This is a genomic window from Phenylobacterium sp., from assembly GCF_031425575.1.
Classification (GTDB): Bacteria; Pseudomonadota; Alphaproteobacteria; order Caulobacterales; family Caulobacteraceae; genus Phenylobacterium.
Genome location: NZ_JANPJP010000147.1, coordinates 1 through 15,497 on the forward strand (window position 1 = coordinate 1; position 15,497 = coordinate 15,497).

At 68.5% G+C, this 15,497-nt stretch carries 18 protein-coding genes and 1 other RNA gene; 18 read left to right on the top strand and 1 reads right to left on the bottom strand.

Annotated features, from left to right (window positions below; translation table 11 throughout):
* Window positions 1-858, top strand: an 858-nt coding sequence (locus RMO97_RS08550; RefSeq protein WP_310540331.1) for a phospholipase D-like domain-containing protein, incomplete at its 5' end; no start/stop codon positions are given.
* Here the strand turns inward: RMO97_RS08550 and RMO97_RS08555 are convergent.
* Entirely contained in the window at window positions 836-1,567 is a 732-nt protein-coding gene (locus tag RMO97_RS08555; RefSeq protein WP_310540332.1) for an endonuclease/exonuclease/phosphatase family protein, read from the bottom strand. The two genes, RMO97_RS08550 and RMO97_RS08555, sit on opposite strands and share 23 nt — an antisense overlap.
* A 104-nt stretch (window positions 1,568-1,671) precedes the next feature.
* Between RMO97_RS08555 and RMO97_RS08560 the strand changes: the two genes are divergently transcribed.
* The 17 genes from RMO97_RS08560 to RMO97_RS08640 form a co-directional block, all read left to right on the top strand.
* Window positions 1,672-1,917 (top strand): hypothetical protein, encoded by a 246-nt coding sequence (locus RMO97_RS08560; RefSeq protein ID WP_310540334.1) that lies wholly within the window; start codon window positions 1,672-1,674, stop codon window positions 1,915-1,917.
* A gap of 32 nt (window positions 1,918-1,949) precedes the next feature.
* The gene (locus RMO97_RS08565; RefSeq protein ID WP_310540336.1) at window positions 1,950-2,963 is read left to right on the top strand and encodes an adenosine deaminase; all 1,014 of its coding nucleotides are present in this window, start codon (window positions 1,950-1,952) and stop codon (window positions 2,961-2,963) included.
* A 120-nt stretch (window positions 2,964-3,083) separates the two neighbouring features.
* Window positions 3,084-4,286: an acyl-CoA dehydrogenase family protein gene (locus tag RMO97_RS08570; RefSeq protein ID WP_310540337.1), complete on the top strand. Its 1,203-nt coding sequence runs from the start codon at window positions 3,084-3,086 to the stop codon at window positions 4,284-4,286.
* A 91-nt stretch (window positions 4,287-4,377) separates the two neighbouring features.
* Window positions 4,378-5,523: an acyl-CoA dehydrogenase family protein gene (locus RMO97_RS08575; RefSeq protein WP_310540339.1), complete on the top strand. Its 1,146-nt coding sequence runs from the start codon at window positions 4,378-4,380 to the stop codon at window positions 5,521-5,523.
* Between the two features lie 367 nt (window positions 5,524-5,890).
* Window positions 5,891-6,022: a hypothetical protein gene (locus RMO97_RS08580; RefSeq protein ID WP_310540341.1), complete on the top strand. Its 132-nt coding sequence runs from the start codon at window positions 5,891-5,893 to the stop codon at window positions 6,020-6,022.
* 54 nt (window positions 6,023-6,076) lie between these two features.
* Entirely contained in the window at window positions 6,077-6,670 is a 594-nt protein-coding gene (locus RMO97_RS08585; RefSeq protein WP_310540343.1) for a DUF3052 domain-containing protein, read from the top strand.
* A 38-nt stretch (window positions 6,671-6,708) separates the two neighbouring features.
* On the top strand, window positions 6,709-7,602 hold the full coding sequence (locus RMO97_RS08590; protein ID WP_310540345.1) for a DMT family transporter: 894 nt from the start codon (window positions 6,709-6,711) through the stop codon (window positions 7,600-7,602).
* 10 nt (window positions 7,603-7,612) lie between these two features.
* Window positions 7,613-8,335, top strand: a complete 723-nt coding sequence (locus RMO97_RS08595; RefSeq protein WP_310540346.1) for an N-acetylmuramoyl-L-alanine amidase — start codon at window positions 7,613-7,615, stop codon at window positions 8,333-8,335.
* Complete coding sequence (locus RMO97_RS08600; RefSeq protein ID WP_310540348.1) at window positions 8,335-8,937, top strand: FMN-binding negative transcriptional regulator; 603 nt, start codon at window positions 8,335-8,337, stop codon at window positions 8,935-8,937. Before RMO97_RS08595 ends, RMO97_RS08600 begins: the two co-directional genes overlap by 1 nt.
* Entirely contained in the window at window positions 8,934-9,479 is a 546-nt protein-coding gene (locus tag RMO97_RS08605; protein ID WP_310540349.1) for a GNAT family protein, read from the top strand. Before RMO97_RS08600 ends, RMO97_RS08605 begins: the two co-directional genes overlap by 4 nt.
* 34 nt (window positions 9,480-9,513) lie before the next feature.
* An RNA gene (gene rnpB, locus RMO97_RS08610) (RNase P RNA component class A) lies at window positions 9,514-9,893 on the top strand.
* 326 nt (window positions 9,894-10,219) lie between these two features.
* Window positions 10,220-10,687: a division/cell wall cluster transcriptional repressor MraZ gene (locus RMO97_RS08615; protein WP_310540351.1), complete on the top strand. Its 468-nt coding sequence runs from the start codon at window positions 10,220-10,222 to the stop codon at window positions 10,685-10,687.
* Window positions 10,684-11,613: a 16S rRNA (cytosine(1402)-N(4))-methyltransferase RsmH gene (rsmH, locus tag RMO97_RS08620; RefSeq protein WP_310540352.1), complete on the top strand. Its 930-nt coding sequence runs from the start codon at window positions 10,684-10,686 to the stop codon at window positions 11,611-11,613. Before RMO97_RS08615 ends, rsmH begins: the two co-directional genes overlap by 4 nt.
* Window positions 11,610-11,933, top strand: a complete 324-nt coding sequence (locus RMO97_RS08625; RefSeq protein WP_310540353.1) for a cell division protein — start codon at window positions 11,610-11,612, stop codon at window positions 11,931-11,933. Before rsmH ends, RMO97_RS08625 begins: the two co-directional genes overlap by 4 nt.
* Window positions 11,930-13,672 (top strand): penicillin-binding protein 2, encoded by a 1,743-nt coding sequence (locus RMO97_RS08630; RefSeq protein ID WP_310540354.1) that lies wholly within the window; start codon window positions 11,930-11,932, stop codon window positions 13,670-13,672. The genes RMO97_RS08625 and RMO97_RS08630 overlap by 4 nt, the downstream gene beginning before the upstream one ends.
* Window positions 13,672-15,126, top strand: a complete 1,455-nt coding sequence (locus tag RMO97_RS08635; RefSeq protein ID WP_310540355.1) for a UDP-N-acetylmuramoyl-L-alanyl-D-glutamate--2,6-diaminopimelate ligase — start codon at window positions 13,672-13,674, stop codon at window positions 15,124-15,126. The genes RMO97_RS08630 and RMO97_RS08635 overlap by 1 nt, the downstream gene beginning before the upstream one ends.
* Window positions 15,123-15,497 (top strand): Mur ligase domain-containing protein (locus tag RMO97_RS08640; RefSeq protein WP_310540357.1); only part of this gene is annotated, 375 nt, incomplete at its 3' end. The genes RMO97_RS08635 and RMO97_RS08640, both read left to right, overlap by 4 nt.

The following is a 15,497-nucleotide window of genomic DNA, read 5'->3' on the forward strand; positions in this document are numbered from 1 at the left end:
GAGGGCGATCCCTGGCCGGCGCACGTCCCGGCCCATCTTTTGGACATGGAGGTCGGTATCGCCCGAACCATGCCGGCGTGGCGCCATGAGCCCCAGGTGGAAGAGATTCGGCGGCTCACCCACGCCTCGATCCTGTCGGCCAAGGACGTCATCTACCTGGAAAACCAGTACTTCACCTCACCTCTGATCGCCGAGGCCCTGGCCACCCGCCTGGCGGAGCCAAACGGCCCGGAGATCGTGCTGATCTCGACGGGGGCGAGTCCCAGCTGGTTCGACCAGCTCACCATGGACCGGGCCCGGTCGAACATGCTGTGGCGGCTGCGGTCAGCCGACATCTTCGGTCGCTTCCGGGCCTTCTATCCAATCACGCCAGGGGGGACGAAGATCATCGTCCACTCCAAGAGCACCATCATCGACGACAAGCTGGCCCGCGTCGGCTCGGCCAATCTCAACAACAGGTCCGGCGGTTTCGACACCGAGCTTGAGCTGGCCGTCGAGGCGACAACCGAGCGGGCGCGACTGAACATCGCGGCCTTCCGGGATCGGTCGATCGGGCACTTCCTGGGCTATACCGGGGACGCGGTGGCCAAGGCCCGGCAAGAACGTGGAAGCCTGATCGCCGGGATCGACGCCCTCAACCGCGAGGGGCGGCTCTCGCCGGTCCTGGCGATGAGGATGACCGCCTTCGGCGAGTTCGTGGCCGCCTATCACTTGGGCGATCCGGTGAACGTCAGCGACTCGTGGCGTCCGGGCCGCCGTCGCGACCGCCTCTATGCTGAGGCCCGCGCTCTGGGCGAGGGCGGCAAGTTTGAGTCGCGCAACTGGCGCGCCCCGGTCAAGAAACCTCGAAGTCCATAACCAGGGGCAGGTGGTCCGAGGCCGCCCGAGTGAGGGGGCTGAACGGCGCCGAGAGGTCCGTCACCCGGATCTCCTCACTGACGAACACATGGTCGATGCGGACCACCGGCAGGGCCGAGGGGAAGGTGGAGGTCGGCTTCTTCTGCGGCGCGAGGTGGCGGGCCCCCTGCAGGCGGCCGATCAGGGTGCGATAGACCACCGAGGTCGGACTGGCGTTGAAGTCGCCCAGCAGGATCGTCGGGCCCTGGCACTTGGGGTGGCCAAGCCAGGCGGGCCCGGCCAGGCAGGCCGCCTGGATCTGTTGCTCCCTGGGCACCAAACCAAGGTGGGTGTTGATGATCTGCACCGTCTTGCCGTCGATCTCCACGGCGATCCACAGGGCGCCCCGCGGCTCCAGCTGCGGGATTCGGCCATAGCCGGGGAGGGGGCCGACCTGGACCATGTGCTCGGGATAGGCGGTCAGGATGGCGTCGCCATAGAGTTCCTCCTCCACCTTCATTGCGGGGTGGAAGTGGACCGCCATCTTCAGGCGCTGGGCGATCTCGTGAGCCTGGTCGACGTTGCCGGTGCGGATTCGCCCGACATCCAGTTCCTGCAGCGCCACGATGTCAGGCTCGAGGCTGGCGATGACGTCGGCGATGCGGCCCACGTCCAGGCGGCGGTCAGTGCCAACGCACCGGTGGACATTGTAGGTGATGATACGCGGCATGGGGCCCGTGTGATGCGCGCCCGGGCCGTCGGGCGCAAGGTGGGGAACGACTGGTAAGTGGCGAAGGTTCGCTTCATGAGGACCGAAATCAGGAGAGCGCGCAGATGATCTGGATCGCCGCGGCCGCGGCCGCCACCAGCGTCATGGCCGGCCAGGGGCTGGCGACCGTCCAGTGCCGGGTGGCGGCGGGCCAGAGCTTGCGCGACTGCGTGGTGCTGTCGGAGACTCCCCATGGGGCCAATGTCGGCGCCTTCGCCCTGAAGCTCGCCAAGGGGTTCCATCCCCAGCCCGGCGACCGGCGTATCCGGGACGGCAAGATCGTCATCAGGATGAAGTTCAAGCTGCCTTGACGGACGCCCCCCGCGGCCGAGAGATTGCGATCATGCACCCGACCGCCGACTTCATTCGTGGCCTGCCGAAGGCCGAGCTCCACCTGCACATCGAGGGCAGCCTCGAGCCCGAGCAGATGTTCGAGTTCGCCAGGCGCAACAGGGTCGACCTGCCGTTCAAATCCGTCGAGGCGGTGCGCGCGGCCTACGCCTTCTCCAACCTGCAGGACTTCCTGGATATCTACTATCAGGGCGCGGGCGTGCTGCAGACCGAGGAGGACTTCCGCGACCTGGCCATGGCCTATTTCCGGCGGGCGGCGGCCGACGGGACGGTGCACGCCGAGATCTTCTTCGATCCCCAGACCCATACCGGTCGGGGCATTCCCTTCGCCGTGGCGGCCGACGGCCTGCTGGCCGGCATGGCGCAGGCGCAGCGGGAACTGGGGGTCACCTCCAAGCTGATCCTCAGCTACCTGCGGCACCTCTCCGAAGATGACGCCTTCAAGACCCTGCGGGAGGCCGAGCCCTATCTGGACCGCATGGTGGGCGTAGGGCTGGATTCCTCGGAGCTGGGCCATCCGCCGAGCAAGTTCGCCAAGGTGTTCAAGGCCTCGCGCGAACGCGGCCTGAAGCTGTCGGCCCACGCCGGCGAAGAGGGGCCGCCGGAATATGTCTGGGAGGCGCTGGACGGCCTGGCAGTGGACCGTATCGACCACGGCAACCGGTCCCTGGAGGACCCGGTGCTGGTCAAGCGGTTGGTGGCGCAGGGCATGACCCTGACCGTCTGTCCCCTGTCGAACCTGAAGCTCTGCGTGGTGGACGACCTGAAGAACCACCCGCTTAAGCGGATGCTGGACCTGGGCCTGAAGGCCACCATCAACTCCGACGACCCGGCCTATTTCGGCGGCTATATCGGCGAGAACTGGACCGCGACGACAGAGGCGCTGGGGCTCTCGCGCCACGAATTGGCGACGCTTGCTCGCAACAGCTTCACGGGGTCGTTCCTTGCGCCGGGCGAGATCGCCGCCAGGGTGGCGCAGGTGGACGCCTACCTCGCCAAGAATTGACCTCACAGAACACGTTTTTGTTTACGCTGACGTTAACGTCATCTTCCCAAGGCGAAGGCGTGTGCCTATGGTCCAGCCGCACGCAATACGCTGTAAGCGGAAGCGCCAGGGAGCCTTGTTATGAACCTCGATTTCTCGCCCGAAGATAACGCCTTCCGCGAAGAGGCCCGCGCCTTCCTCGCCCAAAGTTACCCCCAGGAGCTGCGCGAAAAGCAGGCCCGGGGCGAGACGCTCGGCAAGGAGGACTACCTCTCCTGGCACCGCATCCTGGCCAAGAAGGGCTGGGCCGCGCCGTCCTGGCCCAAGGAGTGGGGCGGGACTGAATGGACCCCCACCCAGAAGTACATCTGGTCCGAGGAGCAGGCCCGCGCCGATACGCTGGGCATCCTGCCCTTCGGCGTCGCGATGCTAGCCCCGGTGATCTACACCTTCGGCACCGAGGAGCAGAAGGCCAAGTTCCTGCCCGACATCCGGGACGGCAAGATCTGGTGGTGCCAGGGCTATTCGGAGCCGGGCGCCGGCTCTGACCTGGCCTCCCTGAAGACCCGCGCCGAGCGCGTGACCGGGGACGACGGCAAGGAGTACTACATCGTCAACGGCCAGAAGACGTGGACGACGCTCGGCCAACACGCTGACTGGGGCTTCTTCCTGGTGCGCACCGATCCGGACTCCAAGCCGCAGGCCGGCATCAGCTTCCTGCTGATCGACATGAAGAGCCCGGGCGTCACCGTGCGCCCGATCATCACCCTGGAGGGCGGCCACGAGGTCAACGACGTCTTCCTCGACAACGTCAAGGTGCCGGTGGAGAACCGCGTCTTCCACGAGAACCAGGGCTGGACCTGCGCCAAGGCGCTGCTGGCCCACGAACGCTCCGGCATCGCCGGGGTGGCGCGCTCCAAGCGCGGCCTGGAGCGGGTCCGCGAGATGGCGTCGACCGAGTTGGCCGACGCCGGCGGCGCCCTGCTGGCCGACCCCTTCTTCAAGCGCAAGGTGGCCGAGCTGGAGATCGACCTGACGGCGCTGGAGTTCACCGAACTCCGCACGCTGGCCGGCGAAAGCAGCGGCAAGGGCCCGGGGACCGAGAGCTCGATCCTGAAGATCAAGGGCACCGAGATCCAGCAGCGTCTGCAGGAACTGGCCCTGGAGGCCGCCGGCCACTACGGCGCGCCGTTCCTGGGGGAGGGCGGCCACAACTCCGGCGTCGGCCCGCTGCATTCGATCGACACCGCCGGCGACTACTTCAACGGCCGCAAGACCTCGATCTACGGCGGCTCCAACGAGATCCAGCGCAACATCATCGCCAAGATGGTGCTGGGGCTCTAGGGCGACCGCGACAGATCACGGACAGCCGCGAGGTAGGACGCCCGCGGCTCAACCCTTCCCCGCAAGGGGGAGGGCTATAGGAGGAACGACCTTGGATTTCAGCTTCACAGAAGAACAGTCGATGCTGCGCGACACGGTCGCCAGCTACCTAGCCGACAACTACAGCTTCGATCAGCGGCGCGCGGCGCTGAAGGCCGAGCCGGGCTGGCGGCCGCAGGTCTGGAAGGCCTTCGCCGATGAGCTTGGCATCCTGGGCGCCGCCTTCTCGGAAGAGCAGGGCGGCCTGGGCGGCGGCACGACGGACAACATGGTCATCATGGAGGAACTGGGTAAGGCCCTGGTGGTCGAGCCCTACCTGCCCACCGTGGTGATCGGCGGCGGCTTCCTGAAGCACGGCAAGCCGGCCGGCGCCGACGACCTGATCGGCAAGATCATCGCGGGCGACGCCATCATCGCCTTCGCCTATGCCGAACCCCAGGGCCGCTACACCGTCACCGACCTGAAGACCACGGCCAAGAAGGACGGCGCGGGCTATGTGCTCAACGGCCACAAGGCCGTCGTCATCGGCGCGCCCTACGCCACCCACCTGATCGTGACGGCGCGGACCGCCGGCGGCCAGCGCGAGGCCCAGGGCGTCTCGGTGTTCATCGTGCCCAAGGACGCCAAGGGCGTGACGACGCGCGACTATCCCACCGTCGACGGCTTCCGCGCCTCGGAGGTCTATTTCGAGAATGTCGCCGTGGGCGCGGAGGCCATGATCGGCCCCGAGGGCCAGGCCCTGCCGCTGGTGGAAAAGGTGATGGACGAGGCCGTTGCGGCCACCTGCGCCGAGGCCTGCGGCGTCCTGCGCCAGCTTCACGAGGGCACCGTCGAGTACGCGCGCCAGCGCAAGCAGTTCGGCCAGCCGATCTCCAGCTTCCAGGTGCTGCAGCACCGGATGGTGGACATGTTCATCCAGCTCGAGCAGTCGATCTCCATGACCTACATGGCCGACATCATGCTGGCCGGCAGCGACCTGGAGCGGGCCAAGGGCGCCTCGGCGGCCAAGGTGCAGATCGGCAAGGCCTGCAAGTTCGTCGGCCAGAACGCTATCCAGATCCACGGCGGCATGGGCATGACCGACGAGATGGCCATCGGCCACTACTTCAAGCGCGCCACCATGATCGAGGCGGCCTTCGGCTCCACCGATCACCATCTGGCCCGCTACGAGATCCTGTCCCTGGGCAAGGCGGCCTAGAACCTGGGCCCTCTCCCCGTGCGGGAGAGGGCGTCCCGCCGCGCGGTCATTCGTGCCGTGTACGAATGAATTTGACATCATTCACCCCAGCCGAGATTCAGGCTGAATCTGAGACCTTTCCCGTGTGTCTAATCTGCGACACGCTGTCCCGATCTCGTGGCGGACGATTTCATGAAATTCAATAATTTCAATATCTTGCGCGATAATCTGTAGGCTGAAATAGTCCGTAGACAGATGTTTTTCTTGCAAATTCGCGGTGACGGGCGGACCCTTATCGTCCGACGCGCTGACGACTAGGAGGGTGCAAACCCCTGGAAGCCGCTTCGCGTCTCTTTCTGGCTCGACCAGCTGGTCAAGGAGACGCCAAATGACCGTTACCAAGATGGACCACGCCCTGCTGTCCTTTGCTTTCCTGGGCAACCTGTCCGCGCCGGCGAAACGCAACTACGGCCGGCCGCCGCCCGAACCCAAGAGCCGCGACGCCAAGTCCAAGAGCTAGGCTTGCAGCCTCCCGTCCGCTTGGCCAAGCTTGGCTCGGACGGGGAGGGACGCCATGGGCAAGGACGCTCAGGTCCGCGCGACGTTCGCCGACGGCGAGGATGCGGGACGTCTGCAATACGAGGCGCCCCGGCTGCTGTTCCGGGGCGCGGCGCGCCGGGTGTTTCAGGGGGAGGATCTGCGGGGCGTCCGCGCCGAGGCCGGCGACCTGGTCCTGGCCGACGGCTCGCGGTTTACGCTGGGCGACAAGGCCGCCGCCAACTGGGCCGACGCCATCCTCAATCCCAGGAGCCGCCTGGACAAGCTGGGGGTGAAGCCCGGCATGAGGGTGGCGGTTCTGAATGTGGCCGACGACGCGCTCGCGGGCGAACTGGCCGCGCGCGATGCGGCGCCGGTCACCGATCTCGCAGACCTGGATCTGCTGTTCTACGCCGCCGACAGTCTGGCGGACCTGGATCGAATCCCCGCCCTGATCCCGGCTCTCGCCGACAAGGGCGCGCTGTGGATCGTCTCGCGCAAGGGCAAGGCCGCCGCGCTGAAGGATGTAGAAGTGATGGCGGCGGCCAGGGCCCACGGCCTGGCGGACAGCAAGGTGGTCGGCGTCTCCGACACGCTCACCGCCCTGCGGTTCACCCGGCGGCGGAGCTAGCGGTTCCCAGCGTCACGAAACCGCTCTAAGCCCGGCCCATGTCACTCCGGGACTTCGCCCTTCTCGCCTTTGTCTGCGTCGTGTGGGCGGCCAACAACATCGTTTCGAAGTTTGTGGTCACCCACCTGGGTGTGCCGCCGATGTTCTATGCCGGCGTGCGGTTCGCCATCGTGCTGGTCGCCGTCAGCCCCTGGCTGTTGCCGATGCCGCGCCCGCGCTGGCGCATGCTGGTAGTGGGCACTCTGATGGGGGCGGGCACCTTCGCCCTGGTGTTCATCGGCCTGAAGACCTCCAGCCCGTCGGCCGTGGCCATCGTCAGCCAGGTGGGGGTGCCGATCACCACCCTGCTGTCCTTCCTGATCCTGGGGGAGCGGCTGACCGGCCGTCGGGTCGTCGGCATGCTGCTGACCCTGACGGGCGTGCTGGCGGTGATGTGGGATCCGCATGGGTTCAAGATCTCCACCGGCCTGCTGTTCATCGTCGCGGCCTCGTTCCTGGGCGGGCTGGGGGCGGTGATGATGAAACAGATGGAAGGGGTCAAACCCCTGCGCCTGCAGGCCTGGGTGGGGCTGTCTTCCCTGGTGCCCATGATCGTCCTGTCGGCCTGGCTGGAGCCCGGGCAGGTCGAGGCGGGCGTCGCCGCCGGCTGGCCCTTTGTCGCCGCGGCCCTGTTCTCGGGCCTGGTGGTCTCGGTCCTGGCCCACACCCTCTATTACAGCCTGATTCAGAAATATGAGGCCAACCTCATCTCGCCCCTGACCCTGATGACGCCCCTGGCCACCATCGCCATGGGGGTGGTCTTCACCCAGGATGTCTTCGATCTGCGCATGGCCTTCGGGACGGCGGTCGCCCTGGCCGGGGTCTTGGTCATCGCCCTGCGGCCCAGCCAGGCCGTGGCATTGCTGGTGGCCTTGCGCAATCGCTCGCAATAACCTTGAGCGCATGACTCCGATCCCCGCGCCTTCGCCGAACTTCGACGCCCGCAAGACCCCGCCGGACATGATCGTCCTGCACTATACCGGCATGCAGACCGGCGAGGCCGCCCTGGCCCGCCTGCGCGACCCGGAGGCCAAGGTCTCGTCGCACTATGTGGTGGAGGAGGACGGGCGGGTCTTCACCCTGGTGGCCGAGGAACGGCGCGCCTGGCACGCCGGCGTCTCGTCCTGGAAGGGCGAGCGCGACATCAATGGCCGCTCGGTGGGCGTCGAGATCGTCAATCCCGGCCACGAGTTCGGCTACCGGCCGTTCCCCGAGGCGCAGATCGCCGCGGTGATCGAGCTGGTGACCGAGATCCGCACCCGCTGGACCATCGAGGACGGCGCCATCGTCGGCCATTCCGACGTCGCCCCCAACCGCAAGCAGGACCCTGGCGAGCTCTTCCCCTGGAAACGGCTGGCGGAGGCCGGCCACGGCCTGTGGGCCGAACCCGCCGCTGCGCCGGGGCAGCCGATAAGCGAAGGCGAGACCGGCGCCGCGGTCTTCGCCCTGCAGGCCGGGTTCACGCGGCTGGGCTATGATTGCGCGCCGTCGGGAACCTTCGACGCCCACACCACCGCCGTGGTCACCGCCTTCCAGCGGCATTGGCGGCCGGAAAGGGTGGACGGGATTGCGGACGGGGAGACCCGCGCGCGGCTGATCGGCCTGCTGCGGCTGGGCGCGGCCTGATGCATCCCGCCTTGCCTTTCCGGGTGAGCGACGAGGCTGCCCTGCTGGCCCATCTCGCCCAGTTCTCGTTCGCGACGATCGCCGCGTCCGTCGAGGACCGGGCCGTGGTCGCCCATGCGCCGGTGATCGCGCGGCGGATGGGGGAGGGCCTCGTGCTCGACTTCCACCTGTCGCGGGGCAACGCCCTGGCTCCGGCCCTGGCGGGCGGCTTCCACGCCGTGGCCGTGAGCCTGGCGACCGAGGCCTATGTCAGCCCCGACTGGTACGAGAATCGCGACAGCGTGCCCACCTGGAACTACGTCTCCGTCGAGGTGGAGGGCCCGGTCGCGGCCCTGGCCGAGGCCGACCTGATCGCCCTGCTGGACGACCTCTCGGCCCTGGAGGAGGCGCGCCTGCTGCCGAAGAAACCCTGGACCCGGGACAAGATGAGCCCCGGCAAGTTCGAAACCATGCTGCGCGGCATCGTCGGCGCGCGCATGACGGTCGAGCGGTTCGAGGGCGTGACCAAGCTGTCGCAGAACAAGACCGCCGCCGACCGGGCCGGGGTCATAGCCGCGCTGGCCGATCACCCCATCGGGCGGCGCATGCAGGACCTGGGATGAGCCTGGAGCTCGCCAGTTGCGTCCTGGAAGTCGGCGAATACACGCTGGCCCCCCTGCAACGCGACGACGCCGACGGGCTGTTTGAGTTGTTCCGTGACCCTTTGGTGGCGGAATACATGGACATATCCCCGCTCGCCACTGTCGCCGAGGCCCATGAGATCATCGACTGGGGCACGGAACTGGCGGCCGGCGACGGTGGGGTGCGCTGGACGATCCGGCGGGCTGGCGCGCCCGACCTGATCGGCACGGTGGGCTTCAACAACCTGATCTTCGACCGGGCTCGCCGCGGGGAGGTGGCCTACGACCTGCGCCGCGCGGAATGGGGCCGGGGCGTGATGAGCCAGATCCTGCCGCACGTGCTCTCGTTCGGCTTCCATGATCTCTCCCTGCGGCGCATCGAGGCCATGGTGACGCTCGGCAATGCGCGCTCATGCGCCCTCCTGGAGCGGCACGGTTTTTCCCTGGAAGGCGCCCTGCGCGACCACGCCCACTGGAAGGGGCGCTATTGGGATCAACTGGTCTACGGCCGCCTGGCCGATTGACGGCGCTCGCGTCCCGGCCCATCAAGCGCGCGGACCAGATGGCTGGGCGGTCGCGCCTGCGCAAGCAGGCGAGGAAAGTCCGGGCTCCACGACGACATGGCGGTGGGTAACGCCCACCGGGGGTGACCCTAGGGATAGCGCCACAGAGAGCAGACCGCCGGCGTTTCGGCGCCGGTAAGGGTGAAAGGGTGCGGTAAGAGCGCACCGCGGACCCAGCAATGGGGACGGCATGGCAAGCCCCGCCAGGAGCAAGACCGAATAGGGGTGTCGCGCCGGTTCGCCGGTAGGGCTGTCGTAGGCCCGAGACACCCGGGTAGGTCGCGAGAACCGTCCAGCGATGGACGGTCCAGAGGAATGATCGCCAATGCCCGTTCGCGGGCGGCACAGAACCCGGCTTACAGGCCGTCTGGTCCATCATTCCTTGTAGTTGTGACAACTTGAGCAAGGCGGCTGGCGCACCTGCAGCGCGTGACTCTATCTATCCACAACCTATGCGACGTTCCGTCGCTATATTTAACCAGTTCTCTGTATGTTCTGTGGAGTGTTTACGCGCGTTAACCATAATCCTGTGCGACATCTTTGAATCCACGCTAAATAGTCATTCAGAGGCATTGTCGCCCAATTGAGCCCGTGTTAACCCAGTTCTTGTCTGCTGAGGATTGCGGCCGTGTGATTTGCGGTCGCGCCAGGTGGAACGAGGACGGTCCGAGCGGGGGCCGGGGCAACTGGGGCGCGGCGGGATGTTCGTCTCGACGTTCGAGAAGCAGCTGGACGCAAAGCGGCGCATCGTTGTGCCGCAGGAATTCCGCGCTCTCGCCTCTGGTCCCTTCGACGGAATCATCTGCTTTCCCTCCATCGAGGCCGACTGCATCGAGGGTGGGGGAAAGACGCTGCTGGACCGCTACCTGAGCGTCATCGACGAGATGGACTTTGGCGACCCTCTGCGCTCGGCCCTGGAGACCTCGATCCTTGGCGGCATGGCCAAGATGAGCTTCGACCCCGCGGGCCGCGTGACCCTGCCGGAAGGTCTCTGCGACATGTTCGGCCTGAGCGACTGGGTCGTGGTGGTCGGGCTCGGCGACCGGTTCCAGATCTGGGAGCGCGAGGCGTTCCAGGCCCACCGCGCCGCCCAGCGCGAGGTCGCCCGTGAGGGCCTGGCCGCCCTGCGCGCCGCCCAGCGCACCGCCCGCGCCGGGGTCGGCGCTTGAGCGCCCCTCACATCCCCGTTCTGATGGCCGAGGTGATCGAGGCCCTGGCGCCCGGTCCCGGCCAGAAGATCGTGGACGGCACCTTCGGGGCCGGCGGCTATTCGCGCGCGCTGCTGGCCACCGGCGCGGAGGTCATCGCCTTCGACCGCGATCCCACCGCCCGCCGGTTCGCCGAGGGCCTGGGCGACAGGTTCCAGCTGATCGAGGCCTGCTTCTCGGAAATGGACGAGCGCCTAGGGGAGGGCGCCGTCGACGGCGTGGCGCTCGACCTCGGCGTCTCCTCCATGCAACTGGACGAGGCCGATCGCGGCTTTTCCTTCATGCGTGATGGGCCGCTGGACATGCGCATGGGCGCGCAGGGCCCGACCGCCGCCGAGCTGATCAACACCGCCGAGCCTGCCGAACTGTCGCGGATCTTCTGGGTCTACGGCGAAGAGAAGAAGGCCCGCCGCATCGCCGGCGCCATCGCGCGGCGCCGCGAGGAGCAGCCCTTTGAGCGGACCCTGGAGTTCGCCGACTTCGTCGAGCGCGTCCTGGGCGGACGCCGCGGCGCCAAGGTGCATCCCGCCACCCGCACATTTCAGGGCCTGCGCATCGCGGTGAACGACGAGCTGTCCGAACTGGAGGCGGGTCTCGCCTCCGCCGAGCGGGTGCTGAAGCCCGGCGGTCGGCTGGCGGTGGTGACCTTCCACTCCCTCGAAGACCGGATCGTGAAGTCCTTCTTTACGCCCCGCGCCGGACAGACGCCCGCCGGCTCGCGCCACCTGCCGCCGGCTCAGGTCGGCGCGCCGCCGAGCTTCGATCTGATCTTCAAGGGCGCCCACGCGCCCTCCGACGCCGAGACCGCCGCAAATCCCCGCGCCCGTTCGGCCAAGCTTCGCGCCGCGATCCGCACGTCGGCGCCGGTCTGGAGTGAGGCCGCATGAGCCTGCTCGATCGCCGCGTCCGGGGCTTCCGCCTTGTCGATGTCGTCGCCCTGGGGCTGCTGATCGCCCTGGTGATGTCGGTCTATCTCGCCAAGACCATCGCCGGCCGCGAGCGGACCGAGATCGCCCTGGTGGAGCGGCAGATCGCCGCCGAGCACGACCGCATCCGCCTGCTCAAGGCCGAGGTCAGCCACCTGGAGCAGCCCAACCGTATCGGGCAGCTCTCCACCGGATATCTGGGCCTCGCTCCGATCGCAGCCACCCGGGAGGTCACCCCCGACGCCCTGGCGCAGATCGCCCGCCGGGAACCGAAGTCTTGAGCCTGGCCCACCCCAACTTCGCCGCGCCCGGCTGGGGCTGGCTGAAGGCGCGTCTCTGGGGCCTGGAGCATGCCTTCGAGCGCGCCCGGGCGGCCGGAAAGGCCGAGGACGACACCCGCATCCGCATCTTCTTCGTGGCTGCCATGTTCGCGGCGAGCTTCGTGACCCTGGGCGTGGGCGCCACTCGCATGGCGCTATTCTCGGGCGCGGGGCAGGGCAACGGCCTGACCGCCCCAGTCGGTGCGGCCCGCGCCGACCTCACCGATCGCAACGGCGCCATGCTGGCCGCCGACCTGCTGCACTACGGGCTCTATGTGGACCCGCGTGAAATCTGGGACGCCAACGAGATCCGCGCCGCCCTGCGTCTGGCGATGCCGGGCCTGTCGCCCGCGCGGCTGGAGCGGGCCCTGCGCGGGGAACGCCGCAGCTTCCTGATGGGCGGCCTGACCCCCGAGGTCCGCAACCGTATCCATCAGCTGGGCCTGCCGGGCGTCACCTTCGAACCCGAGCAGCGCCGGGTCTATCCGCTGGGGTCCACCGCCGCCCACCTGATCGGTTTCGCCGATACCGGCGGGGAGGGGCTTTCCGGCGCGGAACTGGCGCTCAACGACGAGATCCGGCGCGGCGCGGCGCAACGCGGCGCCACCGCGCTTTCCATCGACCTGCGGGTCCAGGCGGCCCTTGAGGACGAGCTCTACAAGACCGCCGTGGCGCACCAGGCCAAGGATGCGGTGGGCATCATCACCAATGTGCACACCGGCGAAATCCTCGGCATCGCCTCCTACCCGACCTTCGACCCCAACGCGGCGGGCAAGGCGACGCCTGAGCAACTGATCAACCACGCCGCCGCGTCCGTCTATGAGATGGGCTCGACCTTCAAGGTCTTCACCGTGGCCATGGGGTTGGACTCCGGCACGGCGACCCTGGCCTCGACCTTCGACGCCCGCCAGCCGGTGAAGATCGGCGGCCAGACGATCCACGACTACCACCCCGAGAACAAGATCATGTCGGTGGCCGACATCTTCGTGCACTCGTCGAACATCGGCACCACCAAGCTCGCCCTGCAGGCGGGCGCGCCCACCGTTCAGAAGTATTTCAAGGCCTTCGGCCTGACGCGGGCGACGCCGGTGGAGCTCTCCGAAAGCGCCAGGCCGATCGTGCCGCGCCGCTGGAACGAGAATGACGTCGCCTCCACCTCCTTCGGCCACGCGATCTCGGTCTCCCCCCTGGCGGTGGCCGCCGGCATGGGGGCGATCCTCAACGGCGGCACCTATGTGCCCCTGACCATCAAGCCGATGAAGCCCGGCGCGCGGCCCGAGGGAACTCGGGCGGTCTCCGAGGAGACCTCTCGCGCCCTGCTGGACCTGATGCGGGTCAACGTCGTGCGCGGCACCGGCGGCAAGGCCAATGCGCCGGGCCTGCGGGTGGGCGGCAAGACCGGCTCGGCCAACAAGATCGTCGGCGGGCGCTACTCCAACAACATCCTGGTCTCCTCCTTCGCCGCCGTCTTCCCGGCCGACGGGCCGCTGGAGGCCGACCGATATTTCGTGCTGATCCTGATGGACGAGCCCAAGGGCACGGCCGAGACCTTCGGCTTCGCCACCGGCGGCTGGACCGCCGCTCCGCCGGCCGGCCGGGTGATCGACCGCGTCGCGCCGTTCCTCGGCGTCGCCCGCCGCGCCGACCTGGTGCCCGCGACCCCAGACAACGCCGTCGTGCCCATCGAGAGCGAACATTGATGGGCGTGCGTCTCTCCCAACTGGTGGCGCGAGACCTGGCCATCGATCCGCTGATCGAGGGCGTAACCGCCGACAGCCGCAAGGTGAAGCCAGGCTTCCTGTTCGCCGCCCTGCCGGGAAGCCAGGCCGATGGCCTGGCCTTCGTGCCGAGCGCCGTCGCCGCCGGCGCCGCCGCCGTGATCGCCACCGCCCAGGCGCCAGGCGCCGAGGTCCCCTTCGTGGTGACGCCCGATCCGCGCCGCGCCTATGCGCTCGCGGCCGCCGCCTTCTGGAAGGTGCAACCCGCCACCGTCGTGGCGGTGACCGGCACCAATGGCAAGACCTCGGTGGCCGCCTTCTGCCGCCAGATCTTCAACGCCTGCGGCCATCGCGCCGCCAGCATGGGCACCCTGGGGGTCTACGCCACCGGCCCCGGCGGGTTCGAGGCGCAGCTGACGCCGCCTGGCCTGACGACGCCGGACGCCGGCGACGTCGCCGAACTGATGAGCAAGCTGGTGGAGATGGGCGTGACCCACCTGGCGCTGGAAGCCTCGTCCCACGGCGTCGACCAGCGCCGCCTGGACGGCGCGCGGATCCAGGCCGCCGGCTTCCTGAACCTGACCCAGGACCATCTCGACTATCACCTGACCATGGACGCCTACCGCGACGCCAAGCTGCGGCTGTTCACCGACCTGCTGCCGCGCGGCGGGACCGCCGTGCTGAACGCCGACTCCGAGGCCTATGACGCCTTCGCCGCCGCCGCCGTCACCAACGGCCAGAGCGTGGTGTCGGTCGGGGAGACGGGCCAGGGCCTGACCCTGGTGTCCCGGACCCCGACCCCGGAAGGCCAGCGCCTGACCATCCTGGCCCACGGCCAGACCTATGAGGTCAACCTGCCCCTGGTGGGGGGCTACCAGGCTTCCAACGCCCTGGTGGCGGCGGGCCTGTGCATCGCGGCCGGGGAACCGGTCGCCGGCGTCATGAAGGCCCTGGAGACCCTGGAGGGCGCCCCGGGCCGGCTGCAGCTGATCGGGACCGGCCCCAAGGGCGGCGTCGCCTATGTGGACTACGCCCATACGCCCGACGGGCTGGAGACGGTGCTGAAGGCCCTGCGCCCCCATGTCGAAGGCAAGCTGATCGTGGTGTTCGGGGCGGGAGGCGACCGTGACCGCACCAAACGTCCCCTGATGGGCGGCATCGCGGCGAAACACGCCGACGTCGCCATCGTCACCGACGACAACCCGCGCAGCGAAGACCCGGCGGCCATCCGCGCCGAGGTCTCGGCGGGCACGACCGGCATGCAGGACATCGGCGGCCGCCGCGCGGCGATCCGCGCCGCCGTGGCGCTGCTCGAGGCCGGCGACGTGCTGGTGGTGGCCGGCAAGGGCCACGAGGACTGGCAGATCGTCGCCGGGGTCGTGCATCACTTCGACGACGTGGTCGAGACCGAGCAAGCCCTGCGAGGCGAGCCATGAGCCTCTGGACCGCAGACGAGATCGCCCAGGCGACGGGCGGCACGGTGGTCAGCGACTTCACCGCCCTTGGCGTCTCCATCGACACCCGCTCCATCGAGGCCGGCGACCTGTTCGTGGCCCTCGCGGGTGTGCGTGACGGCCATGAGTTCGTGGCGCCTGCGCTCGCCAAGGGCGCCGCCGGGTCCCTGGTCAGCCAGGCGGTGGACGGCCCTCACGTCCTGGTGGAAGACACCTTCAAGGCCCTGGAAAGACTGGGAGAAGCCGCCCGAGTTCGCGCGCCCCAGGTGCGCCGCGGCGCGGTCACCGGGTCGGTGGGCAAGACCAGCGTGACCCAGGCGGTCCGCGCCGGCCTGATGCTGGCCGGCCGGGCG